The organism is Paenibacillus sp. FSL H7-0940 (assembly GCF_037979415.1).
In the GTDB taxonomy this organism is placed as follows: Bacteria; Bacillota; Bacilli; order Paenibacillales; family Paenibacillaceae; genus Paenibacillus; species Paenibacillus amylolyticus.
The window spans coordinates 1,742,462-1,755,517 of sequence record NZ_CP150280.1; the positions used below are offsets into that span (position 1 = coordinate 1,742,462).

Genomic DNA, 13,056 nt, shown 5'->3' on the forward strand with positions numbered 1-13,056 from the left:
GATTCAGGGGGAGGGTCATCCACATGACAACATTTGATACCATCATCCGGGGGGCCCGGGTGGTGCTGAGAGATCGGGTAGAACAACTGGATATCGGCATTACTGGTGAGAAAATAACGGAACTATCCACGCGGCTGACCGCTGGTGAAGCGACTTGCATCATAGAAGCTGAGGGGCTTACAGTGATGCCGGGTGTCGTGGACATTCATGTACACTTCAATGAACCTGGACTCGCCAGTTGGGAGGGATTTCGATCGGGCTCGGCAGCCCTTGCCGCAGGGGGAATCACGACCTATGTCGATATGCCACTTAACGGCGTACCACCAACCACAAGGCCGGAAGCATGGGAGATGAAAAAGAAAGCAGCTGCAGACCAATCCTATGTTGATTATGCGTTCTGGGGCGGTTTGGTTCCCGGCAATCGTGATGAACTTGCTCCACTGGCAGGGTTGGGTGCTGCCGGATTCAAGGCATTTATGTCTGAGCCGGGTGGAGATGGGGAAGATATTTTTGCCAGAGCCGATGACCATACATTGCTGGACGGAATGCATGAGCTTGCCAAATTAAACCGTGTGCTGGCACTTCATGCAGAGGACGAAGGCATCGTTGCCGAACTCGCTGTGAGAAGCATTGCGGAGGGAAAGACTGAACCGATGGATTATATCCGATCCCGTCCTGTGGAAGCTGAAGTCGTCGCGGTTGCCCGGGCGTTGAAGTATGGTGAACTGACCGGTTGTGCGCTGCATTTTGTGCATATTAGCACCCGGGAAGCGCTGGACTTGATTGCAGCGGCTAAACGGCGTGGGCAAGACGTCACTTCGGAGACATGCCCTCATTATCTGACGCTGGTCGATCAGGATGTGGTCCGTTTGGGTGCTGTGGCAAAATGTGCTCCACCGCTTCGCAGCTCTTCCGAACAGGAGCAGTTATGGGATGCACTGACTTCGGGATTGATTGATATTATTGCCTCAGACCATTCTCCATGTCCTCCATCCATGAAACAATCTGATAACTTCTTCGAAATTTGGGGCGGTATATCCGGTGCGCAAAGCACATTGTTAATCATGCTGGAGGACGGACATCTTCAGCGGGATATCGACCTCCCGTTGCTCGGAAGAGTGCTCTCCCTTCAGCCTGCCAGAAGGCTTGGTCTGGAGCACAAAGGAGAGATTGCGATTGGCAAGGATGCAGATCTGGTCCTGATTGACTGGGAGAAAAGCACAAGCCTGAACACAGAGGATCTGCTCTATACGCATAAACAGAGCCCTTATGTGGGACGTACATTTAACTGTCAGATTGCAGACGTACTTTGTCGTGGGCAGCGTGTTTATAACTCGGAATCCGGATTATCTCCTGTGCCTCTCGGGCAACACATTGCGGCTTACTTTTCTAGTCCCATCGAAGCGGGAACGGAGGAGACGCCATGACGGAGTCTGGAGTATACCGGTCATCCGGTACCAATAATGCACCTCTTCCTTTGCCGGATGTGGAACAGGTGGAGCTGCAAGGCATGCTTGACTGGCTGTCGACATATGGTGCGGATGCACATGGCGGCGTCACACGACTGTTGTATGACTCGGCTTGGTGTGAAGCACAAGATGCCCTTGCAGCCAAAATGCAGGAGAAAGGGCTGTCTCCCGAATTTGACCAGTCCGGTAATCTGTATGGCACACTCAAGAGCGAGGGTAAGGAATCAGCGACTGGTGCTGAAGAATTACCGATTGTGACCGGATCACATATTGATACTGTGGTGTATGGTGGCAAATATGATGGTGCTTACGGTGTGGTGGCGGGAGTCCTGGCATTGGAGTATTTGCAGAAGCATTTCGGAGCACCGATGCGCACACTTCAAGTGGTGTCGTTATGCGAAGAAGAAGGAAGTCGTTTCCCTTTCGCGTATTGGGGTTCACGCAGTATAACAGGAATAACGACACTGGAAGATATAGAGCATCTAAAAGATCAAGACGGCATTACCTTTGCACAAGCGATCCGCGATGCGGGCTTTGGACCCGATAGTGCATATAGACCTGCCGCGAAAAATTACGGTGCCTTTATTGAGCTTCACATTGAGCAAGGTCAGGTTCTGGAACGTCTTGGACATTCGATTGGAGTTGTATCCGACATTGTAGGTCAGAAGCGATTCAGTATCACCGTAAGCGGTGAAGCGAATCACGCGGGGACGACGCCGATGTCCTGGCGCAAGGATGCACTTGCCGGAGCAGCCGAGATGATTGCTGCGGTAAGGAATATCGCATTGGAAGCAGGAGAACCACTGGTAGCCACGGTTGGGCGAATCACAGCCGATCCGGGTGTTGGGAATGTGGTTGCAGCACGGGCGGTATTTTCATTGGATATCCGCCATATACGGCAGGAGAGTATTGATCGTTGCTGGCAGGATATGCTCCAGGCTTTTAGTCGAATCGCAGCCGAGCAGCAGCTCGGACTGGACTGGGAAGAACATCTGTCGGTAACGCCCATTCCTATGAATGCAGAGATGATCTCAGACATTCAGGATACCTGTGAGCAGGAGCAGTTGTCCTATTGGCTAATGCCAAGCGGCGCGGGACATGATTCGCAGATTTTTCAGCCGGCTTGTCCGACGGCCATGATCTTTGTGCCGAGTCAGGACGGTATTAGTCATAATCCACTTGAATATACAGCTGAAGCAGACCTGATGCACGGTTTTCAGGTTCTGGTCCGGCTACTCTATAAATACGGTTACGGGAGTTGAATGCAGATGTCCAACTATAAAGAGTTATCTCCGTCCTTGCGGACCATTATGACCCCGGGCCCCGTTGAGGTTGATCCGCGTGTGCTAAGAGCATTATCCTTTCCGATCCTGGGGCAGTTTGACCCAGAGTTCACATCTTTGATGAATGAGACGATGGCGATGCTGCGTGAGCTATATATGACAGATAACGAGTGGTGTTATCCAGTAGATGGCACATCCCGTTCAGGCATTGAAGCTGTGTTGGTCAGTCTAATTCAGCCTGGTGACAAAGTTCTCGTCCCGATCTACGGACGGTTCGGACATCTGCTTGTTGAAATCTCGGAACGCTGTGGTGCCGAGGTTGTCTTTTTCGAAACGGAATGGGGAACGGTATTTGATCCGGAAGAGGTGATCAAGGCGATCCATACCCATAAACCAAGTCTGGTTGCGATGGTTCACGGTGAGACTTCTACCGGACAGATGCAGCCCCTTGCCGAGATTGGCAAAGCCTGTCGTGATCTTGATATTTTACTCGTTGTGGATGCTGTGGCTACCATTGGTGGGACTCCGGTGGAGACGGATGCGTGGCATCTGGATGCGGTAATGGGTGGTACGCAGAAATGCCTGTCTGTTCCTTCAGGGATGGCACCTCTCACATACAACAGTCGAGTGGAGCAGAAACTGATGAGCCGCAAAACGGTTGAACGCGGACTGCGAGATGCAACCAGTGCGAGGGCAGAAGGCCGCACGATTGCCAGCAATTATTTTGACCTGAGCCAATTGCAGGATTACTGGAGTTCAGAACGGTTGAACCACCATACAGAAGCTACCTCCATGCTCTACGGTCTTCACGAAGGATTACGTATTCTGCTGCAAGAAGGATTGGAGGCAAGGTTCCAGAGACATCTGATGAATGAACGTGCGTTGGTTGCTGGAATTCAAGGAATGGGACTACAGTTGTATGGGGATATGTCAAGCAAACTTCCGGTAGTCACCTGTATCACCATTCCGGAGGGGATTGATGGTGAGTCGGTGCGCAGCATGTTGCTGAACGATTTCAGCATTGAGATTGCCAGTTCATTTGGACCGTTGAAAGGGCAGATCTGGCGGATCGGTACAATGGGATTCAGCTGCCAACGCAAGAACGTACTTCATGTGCTGGGAGCGCTGGAAGCTGTTCTTCTCCGTCATCGTCACTTATTACCTGCCGGTGAAGCAGTGCAGGCCGCATTGGATGTGTATGCAGGGAAGGAGGGTGCCTTATGTTAAACCAGATGCCAATCTCCAGAGAGGTTATGGTCACCTCTCCTCATTATCTGGCGAGTGCAGTGGGAAGCTCCATCCTCCAGCAGGGCGGGAATGCTTATGATGCTGCTGTTGCGGTCAGTGCAGCTCTGGGTGTGGTATATCCGCATATGACCGGACTTGGCGGGGATGCCTTCTTCCTGATTCATGACGGAGCCAGCGGTGAGATTACCGCCTATAACGGAAGTGGCCGCTCAGCCGCAGGAATTCATGCGGATACGTTCAAAGCGATGGGCATGAATGCCATCCCTCAGCGCGGTGTACTTAGTGCAATTACGGTTCCGGGAATGGTGGATGCCTGGTGGGAAGTCTGGTCTCGGTACGGAAAGTTACCGTGGGAGCAATTGCTTGAACCTGCCGCGCAGTATGCGGAAAAAGGATGCCCTGTATCCCGAAATCTCCGCCTGTGGATGGAAAGGGATGAAGATTTCATTATGGGGCATACACCGCTGCGAGCGGTATTTGCGCCTTTGGGTACACTTTTGCAGGAAGGTGAGCTACTGATCCAGCCTGATCTTGCTACCTCCATTCGTCTGATTCAGACGGGTGGAAGAGACTCTTTTTATACAGGAGAGCTTGCGGATCGTCTGACTTCGGCTATTCGTGAGGATGGGGGCATGCTTGCCCCAGCAGACTTTGCAGGCCATCGGGGCGAGTGGGTGAAACCCGTTAGCACGGAGTATCGTGGTTATGAAGTTCATCAGATGCCGCCCAACTCGCAGGGATTCTCGATGCTGATGATGTTAAATATGCTGGAGCATACGGATCTGTCCTCTGTAGCACGTACCTCACCGGAATTCTATCATCTGATGGCGGAAGTGGTGAAAAAGGCGTTTCGTGATCGTGATCGTTATCTGACTGACCCGGATTTCAGGGATATTCCACTGGATCATCTGTTATCCAAGGGTTATGGAGACCAACTGTGGAATGAGATTCAGTCTGCTCCACCTGTGGCACAGCCGTTTTTGTCCAAAACGATAGGTCAGGACACGGCGTATGCAGCGGTTGTTGATAGCGAAGGCAATGCCGTTTCATTCATCCAAAGCCTGTATTTTGACTTCGGTGCAGCGTATGTTCCGGGGGATACGGGGGTTATCATGCAGAACCGGGGGTCGTTTTTCTCCTTAGATCCGAGGGATGCCAACGTTCTGGAACCCAACAAACGCTCATTCCACACCCTCATGCCGGGCCTTGTTACACGAGATGGCAAACCTTATATGCTCGTGGGTACACAGGGGGGAGAAGGGCAGCCGCAGACACAATTATCTGTGCTTACCGGAGTGCTTGATTATGGGCTGAACATTCAGGAAGCAATCAGCCTGCCGCGTTGGGTGTATGGACGTACCTGGGGCGAAGAAGGCGATACGATGCGTGTGGAGAACCGATATCACGATGACGTATGTGCGACCCTTGCCCAGTGGGGACATAACGTTGAAGCGAGAGCGCCGTGGGACGGCATTATGGGACAGTCGCAAGGCATTGTCATTCGTGAGGACGGCATGATTAGTGGCGCAGCAGACCCTAGAGGTGATGGTATGGCTATTGGGTGGTAACAGCTACATTGGACATTTATAAGTTCAACTAGATATTTACACGATAACAGCGATCGGAAGATTGGTCTGTCATCGGAGTACAAGTGTAAATATGTATGAGTTGTAATATATAGACAGACACAGATAGGGGAGATTGGCATGGGAACGATCCTGCTGAAAGGTGCACAGCTTGTGACGATGAATGCAGAAGAGGAAGTGTTCATTGGAGATCTGTTGATCGAGGATAATAAAATCAAGGAGATTGCAGCTCACATTGACGTTCAGGCTGACCAGGTCATTGATGCTCGTGGCAAAGTGCTGTTGCCAGGTTTCATCCAGACGCATATTCATCTGTGTCAGACCTTGTTCCGTGGACGTGCGGATGATCTGGAACTGATGGATTGGCTCCGTCAACGTATCTGGCCGCTGGAAGCAGCGCATGATGAGGAGTCCGTGTATTATTCAGCAATGCTCGGTTTGGGCGAATTGATCTCTAGCGGAACCACGACCATTCTGGATATGGAGACGGTACATCACACGGACTCGGCGTTTCAGGCGATGGCACAGAGCGGCATCCGGGTCATCTCTGGCAAAGTGATGATGGATCATGGAGACGAGGTTCCGGAACCTCTGCGTGAGGATACAGCAACTTCGCTGCAACAGAGTGTGGATCTGCTGGAGAAATGGAACGGGTTTGGCGGAGGTCGCATTCAGTATGCTTTCTGTCCACGCTTCGTTGTATCGTGTACCGAAGAATTGCTGGTAGAGGTGCGCGACCTGTCGAATAAATATCATGTCAAAGTCCACACCCATGCCTCCGAGAATCGCGGAGAGATTGAACTGGTAGAACACGAACGCGGAATGCGTAACATCGTATACCTCGATCATATCGGTCTGGCGACCCCCAGATTGGTACTGGCACACTGTGTATGGCTGAGTGAGGAAGAGAAGGAGATCATCCGCAAACGTGGTGTCAAAGTCACTCACTGTCCTGGATCAAATATGAAACTTTCCTCCGGGGTAGCAGATATTCCGGATCTACTGAATCGGCAGATCGCGGTTGGGATCGGGGCTGATGGTGCTGCGTGCAACAACAATCTGGATATGTTTCAGGAGATGCGCCTCACGGCCCTGATGCAGAAGATTCCTCATGGTCCAACAGTGATGGATGCCCGGACCGTATTGCGTATGGCTACCATGGGAGGAGCAGAAGTGCTTGGCTTGTCGAAGGAAATTGGCAGTCTCGAAGTGGGCAAAAAAGCAGATATGCTGCTGCTGGATCTGGATGATTTCCACACGTACCCTTCCTATGAGACGGATGTCTATTCCCGCGTAGTGTATTCCGCAACACGTAGCTGTGTGGATACCGTTATTATTGACGGAAGTATCGTGCTCAAGAATCGTAAGATTCAGACGATTGATCGTGGCATTGTGCTGCGTGAGTCGGATAAGAGTATTGCAAGATTGATGAAACGTATCTGATCGAAGGAAGTTTATGCAATTCCAGAAAGGATGGAGACCGCTATGGAAATGCATGATCTGTGTGCAATTGCAGCCCGTGAAACGCGCTGCGTGCTCGCAACAGCGATTAAGGTAGAGGGTCATGCTTACCGTAAGCAGGGAGTCTCTATGCTGTTGACTGAGGATGGCAAAATGGTTGGCAGTATCAGTCCGGGATGTCTGGAGAGTGATCTTCAGGCCCGGGTGAGCCATGTGCTGGATACGAAGCAGATGGAATTCGCGGAGTACGACATGCGTCCCGAGGATGATCTGTCCTGGGGGGAGACGATTGGCTGCGGCGGACTCGTTGTTGTGTTGCTTGAACCTGTGTGTGGTGAACTCCGAGATACGTTGCAGAAGATGTATGATTGTTTTCAATCCGGCGTTGCAACAGCGTTAACCCGAACGTTCCAAGATGATTATACGAAGGTTCAATATGGCTGGAAACGGATTGAACCAACGGGTACTCGGCGCCAGCCAATCTTGCGTCCTTCGCTCGTCCCACCTCATGATCGCGTGACGAACAATAATCCAGCTTCATTGCAGGTTGATGTACAACACAGCAGTGGTAATATCAAGCATGAACATACGGCATCAAAACAATATTCTCCCGACATACCTCGCCTTACGCTTGTGCCTGAAGTGGTACCTGTTTTGTCAAACGGATCTCACTCTTCCCATCTATCCGGTGATTCACAACATATCTCTGAGTCTGATGCTGAAATAGCGACAAACAACACGGTTTCAACGAATCCCTGGGACCTCCCGCAGCAACTTACTTCGCTGTACACGCCTAAACCTCGCCTGATTATCATCGGAGCCGGGAATGATGTTATTCCTGTTGCCAGACTCGCCCAATCCGCAGGATTCCGAGTAGTCGTAGCCGATTGGCGAGAGTCCTTATGCACCTCGGAAAGGTTCCCAGAAACTGAACTTATACTTGGTTTCCCATGTGAGATCATGCCTCAGTTAAACGTAAACAACGGAGATTATTTGATTTTAATGAGTCACAATTTTCCCCGCGAACGTGAACTGTTGGAGATGGTAGTGGACTGTGAGTACGCGTATCTTGGCATCATGGGTTCCAAAACACGAACAGCCCGTCTGCTGGATGGCTTACCACCGTTGAAATATGTGCATTCTCCCGTTGGTTTGAGCATCGGAGCAGACGGTCCCGAACAGATCGCCATCAGCATTGCAGCGGAATTGATCGCATGTAAACATAAGGTTTCTTCCTTGAGTTCTGAGGTGCAGAGGGGGAGCGTTGCACATGCGAATGACGGGCATAGTTCTGGCAGCTGGTAAGAGTCGTCGCCTTGGTCGGGATAAACTCTCGGTTGTCATGCCTGACGGAAGGTCACTGGCTGCATGGTCATTGGAAGCTGCGTTGAATTCGGAGCTAGATCAAGTGGTCTGTGTGGTCAAACCGGAAGATTCGCTGGCATGGCTACCTGTAAAATGGTTTGATTCTGCTACCTATGCCTACCATCCCACAGCGAGACTTCGAATTGTGGTCTGTGCTGACTATGCCTGCGGCATGGCCAATTCTCTTCATTCTGGCGTATTGTCGGCCATGCAGTACAAACCGGAGGGCATTCTCATGTTACTGGGTGATCAGCCTTTATTAAAAACGCAGGATATTAATCGGGTGACTACAGAACTGGCTACCCACAAGTTATGTGACTATGTCGCAGCTACCGACGGTGAGGGAGGCAAGCCGCCCGTTGCTTTTCGCTCCCATATGTTCGGCCCTCTGTTGTCCTTGCATGGAGATGAGGGGGCACGCAAGATTATGCGCAGCGCTAACTATTCAGGTGTACATGTACCACTGTCTGAGACTAGTTTCTGGGATGCGGATACAGAACCGGAATTGGAACGCATTCTGAGTCATGTATATGAATCACAGCAGACAGACTAAATAACAGGAGAAGATTATTAACTATGTATAATTTAATAACATGATCAGGTCAGCCAGGCAGTCTGGTTGGCCTATTTGTCTTCTTTTCACGTATGGTGAAAGAGAGCCAATGTTAGCTTTCGATAGATCGTGATGCATCAAGCACAAATAAAACATAGGTTTTATACATTTATCCAAAACGATGTAAAGGTAATTGACGTTGCTGCTGAACTCTCATATGATTTGAAGAATTATTTGGATCAGACGGTTGAATTTCCTGCCCAAGGAAGAGAGAGAAAGGGGATGCAGCCATGGTAACACCGGCATACGGTTCTGGAGCCATGCCATCGGTATGGCAACCTGAGAACCTGCAAGAACTGCAAACGTTAAGAAGAAGACTCAAAGGAATATGTTGTTTCACGGCAGGTGGAACATTGCTACGAACCCATTGGGAGGGTGGCTTGGTTCCAGCGCCTGAACACATGATTAGTCTGGCTCGTATTCCTGAAATGAGCGGTATATCTATTCGTGGAGATGAGATAGTCATTGGAGCAATGACCCGATTAAAGGAATGTGCTGCACAAGTGTTGCTGCATCAACTGCCGATTCTGCAAGAAGCTGTGAATGCAATTGCGGCCCCTTCCATTCGTAATGTGGCAACCATTGGCGGGAATATTGTGTCCGGAGTAGGGGATACGCTACCTGCTTTGCTTGTATATGATGCGGAGCTGCACTGGTTGACAGACAGCGGCATTGAGATCCGTAGAGTGTCTTCCTGGCTGCAGGGTGGACGGGATGGCAGCCGTAATCCAGGGGATGTATTAATCTCGATTCATATTCCAATGAGACCGTCGCCTCTGTTTGATGTGAACAGTGAGCACAGACCTGTTGCACGAGAAGTTTCCTTTTACCGCAAGCTGGGTCGACGGGAGACGTTCAGTGCTTCGCTGGTGACGGTTGCGTTATACGGTGAGATTGATTTGGATAACCGCTGGACCAAGATTGCGATTGCGGCTGGTGGAGGCTCAGGCATGGCGATGCGACTTCTGAAGTCGGAACAACAGCTTCTTGGTAGCGAAGCTACTGTCATGCAAGCAGCAACTCTTGCAGCTGCCGTGGCTAGCGAATTTACGACTTATGGCGATGCATTTGCAACGGAACATTATCGCAAACAGACCGCAGGCAATATGCTTGGTGCCGGGTTATGGGAAGCACTTCACGAATAGAAGACTTCGATCAAGCAAAGGAGGAGAGGCATCATGCTGCTGAATCGGAAACAGAGCGGGAAACGCTGGCACCTGCGGCCAGATGGGGCACCCAAAGTTACAGGCCAACTTCAATATCTGACGGATATGACGTTACCTGACATGATCCATGGCAGAGTATTGCGAAGCGAATATCCTTATGCTCGTATACTGTCTATAGATACTTCGGAAGCTGAGGCATTGGAAGGTGTCTATGCGGTGCTGACCTCCAAAGATGTGCCTGGTCTGAATCGTTTTGGCATAGCGACCCCGGATCAGCCTGTGTTCTGCGAGGATATTGTACGTTATGTTGGGGATGCCATTACAGCGGTAGCTGCGGATTCCCCGGAACGTGCGGCGCTTGCACTGGATGCGATCCGTGTAGTGTATGAGGAACTCACACCTCTGAATAGTACAGACGCTGCCTTGGCTCCAGGTGCACCAGAGCTGCATGAGCATGGACCAGGTAATGTGCTGCATCGGACGGAGATCAAACGTGGAGACGCCGAGCAAGCTTTTGCCACTTGTGATCATATCGTGACAGAGACGTATTATACGCCTCGCCAGATGCATGCGTACATGGAGACAGAAGGTGGCCTGTTTGTCCCGGATGAAGAGGGAAGGCTGAATGTATACGCGGCAACGCAACATGGTTATAAAGACCGGATGCAGCTTGCACGCATTATTGGCTGTCCTGAAGAAGATATCCGGGTGGTGTCTTCACCGATTGGTGGTTCGTTTGGCGGAAAAGATGAACTAAACGTACAGCCCTATGGTGCACTACTGGCCTTGAGATGCGGACGTCCTGTGAAAATGCATAATTCTCGTAAAGAATCCGTGCGTGCAGGACTGAAACGTCACCCAATGAAGATTGAAATGCAGACCGGCATGAGTCGAGAAGGCATCATCCAAGCGCATCGTGTCCGTATAACAGCAGATACCGGAGCGTACGCCACACTTGGTGCACCCGTGCTGAACTTCTGTACCGAGCATTGCCTTGGACCGTACGCTATTCCAAATGTGGATGTGGAAGGCGTATCTGTATATACGAATAACGGGCTGTCAGGTGAGTTTCGCGGATTTGGCGGGAATCAGGCGATTTTTGCCATGGAAGGCCAGATGGATCGACTTGCAGCAATCATGAACATGGACCCTTGGGAGTTCCGCAGACGTAATATGAGGGAAAAGAATGATCCTGGACCACTGAATCAACGCATTCTGGTTACGGATGGACTGTCCCAAGTGTGGGAGGCATTGGATCGCTCCGAACTGTGGCAAAAACATCAGAGTCCCCCGGCAGATCCTGCTCTGCCGCCGTGGATCAAACGCGGAGTCGGAGCAGCCATCGCCATGCATGGTGCAGGGCTGGGTTATGGCATTCCAGATCCTGCAGGAGGCCGCCTGTCCCTGAACAACGAAGGCAAGATTGAGGTGGCGTTCAGCTACGAGGAATTTGGTCAGGGGCTCATTGCAACGCTGGAAATTATGTTATGTGATCTGTTCCAATGCAGTACATCGGATCTCAGTATTATCATCGGCGATACGGATCGTGTGCCACACAGCGGATCAAGCACAGCTTCACGTTCAACAACGATGGCATGGATGGCTCTTCAACGCTTGCAGACTCCATTTCGTTCCCGTGTTCTCGCTGTCGCGTCTGAAATGTCCGGCGTTCCGGCAGATGAACTGGTGACAGGGCCTGGGGGTATATGGCGCAAAGGCCAGCTTCCTGCCGAAACTTCAGAAGTAGAAACAGAATCAGGCTTATTGATCTCGTATGCTGAACTCGCGACGCAGGGCGAAGCCGATGAATGGATTTTCGATACAAAGTTTGATTACCCAACTACGCCAGACAACGTGGTAGGCGGGCATTATTTGTATACGTATGCGGCGGTTGCGGCAGAGGTGGAAGTAAATACTTTGACCGGAGAAACCAAGCTTCTTGATACGCGCCATGTTGTTGCGGCAGGTCCAGTTATCAACCCTATGGGTTATATCGGACAGATTGAAGGCGGCAGTGTCATGGCGCTTGGATTCACGTTAACGGAGGATGCGGTCATGCAGGACAGCCGTTATGTAACCACGAACCTCGACACGTATCTGATCCCAACCATTCAGGATATTCATACCAATCTGGAGGTTGAGGCTATTGAAGACTTACCCGAAGGTGATGCGTTTGGTCCTAGGGGGATCGGTGAGATAGGCTCCGTTGCGCTTGCGCCGGCCATAACAGCTGCAATTCACCAGGCGACAGGCGTATGGGTTAACCGTCTTCCTGTACCGAGGGAACAACTGGTCAGACCTTTAAATGTACCTTTGCAGGAAGGAGTGAGTCCATCATGAGTAAACCACTTGAGAATCATTGGACAGCCGTTGTGAATGGCGAACAGAAACATCTGGAGATCGCGCTAACGACCCGACTTGTCGATGTGCTTAGGACTCATTTGCAACTAACGGGTACCAAAGTATCCTGTGAAGTTGGTCGCTGCGGCGCATGTATGGTTCTGATGGATGGAGAACCCGTGAATTCCTGTCTTGTCATGGCTTATCAATGTGAAGGCAGTGACATTATGACGATTGAAGGTCTGCACGGCGAGGGGAAAGGCACTCTACATCCGATTCAACAGGCTTTTGTGGAGGAAGGTGGCTTTCAGTGCGGCTATTGCACTCCGGGCATGGTGATCTCAACCAAGGCATTACTGGATGCACATCCTGAGCCTTCTCAAGAACAGATTGAAACGGGATTGTGCGGGAATCTGTGTCGTTGTACCGGCTACGGTGGCATTATTCGGGCGGTACGCAAGGCAGGGGAACGCTGTGTGGTAAAAGAAACGTCTGCCGAGGAAACCGTAAGCTGAGGCGGGACGC

10 protein-coding genes are annotated in these 13,056 nt (G+C 51.0%); all 10 read left to right on the top strand.

The genetic code is table 11. From position 1 onward, the window contains the following. Positions 1–23 precede the first annotated feature (23 nt). Complete coding sequence (gene allB / locus MHB71_RS07770; protein WP_100527442.1) at positions 24–1,427, top strand: allantoinase AllB; 1,404 nt, start codon at positions 24–26, stop codon at positions 1,425–1,427. Next, the gene (locus tag MHB71_RS07775; RefSeq protein ID WP_340029223.1) at positions 1,424–2,731 is read left to right on the top strand and encodes a Zn-dependent hydrolase; all 1,308 of its coding nucleotides are present in this window, start codon (positions 1,424–1,426) and stop codon (positions 2,729–2,731) included. The genes allB and MHB71_RS07775 overlap by 4 nt, the downstream gene beginning before the upstream one ends. Positions 2,732–2,737: 6 nt before the next feature. Further along, positions 2,738–3,979: an alanine--glyoxylate aminotransferase family protein gene (locus tag MHB71_RS07780; protein ID WP_340029224.1), complete on the top strand. Its 1,242-nt coding sequence runs from the start codon at positions 2,738–2,740 to the stop codon at positions 3,977–3,979. Next, entirely contained in the window at positions 3,973–5,568 is a 1,596-nt protein-coding gene (gene ggt, locus MHB71_RS07785; protein ID WP_340029225.1) for a gamma-glutamyltransferase, read from the top strand. The genes MHB71_RS07780 and ggt overlap by 7 nt, the downstream gene beginning before the upstream one ends. Positions 5,569–5,706: 138 nt before the next feature. Next, entirely contained in the window at positions 5,707–7,029 is a 1,323-nt protein-coding gene (locus tag MHB71_RS07790; RefSeq protein WP_036613764.1) for a 5'-deoxyadenosine deaminase, read from the top strand. Between the two features lie 42 nt (positions 7,030–7,071). Next, positions 7,072–8,352 (top strand): XdhC family protein, encoded by a 1,281-nt coding sequence (locus MHB71_RS07795; RefSeq protein WP_340029226.1) that lies wholly within the window; start codon positions 7,072–7,074, stop codon positions 8,350–8,352. Beyond that, entirely contained in the window at positions 8,318–8,965 is a 648-nt protein-coding gene (locus MHB71_RS07800; RefSeq protein WP_051449951.1) for a nucleotidyltransferase family protein, read from the top strand. Before MHB71_RS07795 ends, MHB71_RS07800 begins: the two co-directional genes overlap by 35 nt. 290 nt (positions 8,966–9,255) lie before the next feature. Further along, positions 9,256–10,170, top strand: coding sequence for an FAD binding domain-containing protein (locus MHB71_RS07805; protein ID WP_340029227.1), 915 nt, complete (start codon positions 9,256–9,258; stop codon positions 10,168–10,170). A gap of 33 nt (positions 10,171–10,203) precedes the next feature. Next, a complete protein-coding gene (gene pucD, locus MHB71_RS07810; RefSeq protein WP_340029228.1) occupies positions 10,204–12,531 on the top strand; it encodes a xanthine dehydrogenase subunit D in 2,328 nt (775 codons plus the stop codon). Then, the gene (locus tag MHB71_RS07815) at positions 12,528–13,046 is read left to right on the top strand and encodes a (2Fe-2S)-binding protein (RefSeq protein ID WP_340029229.1); all 519 of its coding nucleotides are present in this window, start codon (positions 12,528–12,530) and stop codon (positions 13,044–13,046) included. Before pucD ends, MHB71_RS07815 begins: the two co-directional genes overlap by 4 nt. Positions 13,047–13,056 lie beyond the last annotated feature (10 nt).

Bases quoted from the DNA above. Each gene is read 5' to 3' on its own strand.
- allB (WP_100527442.1), top strand. From the start codon at position 24: ATGACAACATTTGATACCATCATCCGGGGGGCCCGGGTGGTGCTGAGA.
- MHB71_RS07775 (WP_340029223.1), top strand. From the start codon at position 1,424: ATGACGGAGTCTGGAGTATACCGGTCATCCGGTACCAATAATGCACCT.
- MHB71_RS07780 (WP_340029224.1), top strand. From the start codon at position 2,738: ATGTCCAACTATAAAGAGTTATCTCCGTCCTTGCGGACCATTATGACC.
- ggt (WP_340029225.1), top strand. From the start codon at position 3,973: ATGTTAAACCAGATGCCAATCTCCAGAGAGGTTATGGTCACCTCTCCT.
- MHB71_RS07790 (WP_036613764.1), top strand. From the start codon at position 5,707: ATGGGAACGATCCTGCTGAAAGGTGCACAGCTTGTGACGATGAATGCA.
- MHB71_RS07795 (WP_340029226.1), top strand. From the start codon at position 7,072: ATGGAAATGCATGATCTGTGTGCAATTGCAGCCCGTGAAACGCGCTGC.
- MHB71_RS07800 (WP_051449951.1), top strand. From the start codon at position 8,318: ATGCGAATGACGGGCATAGTTCTGGCAGCTGGTAAGAGTCGTCGCCTT.
- MHB71_RS07805 (WP_340029227.1), top strand. From the start codon at position 9,256: ATGGTAACACCGGCATACGGTTCTGGAGCCATGCCATCGGTATGGCAA.
- pucD (WP_340029228.1), top strand. From the start codon at position 10,204: ATGCTGCTGAATCGGAAACAGAGCGGGAAACGCTGGCACCTGCGGCCA.
- MHB71_RS07815 (WP_340029229.1), top strand. From the start codon at position 12,528: ATGAGTAAACCACTTGAGAATCATTGGACAGCCGTTGTGAATGGCGAA.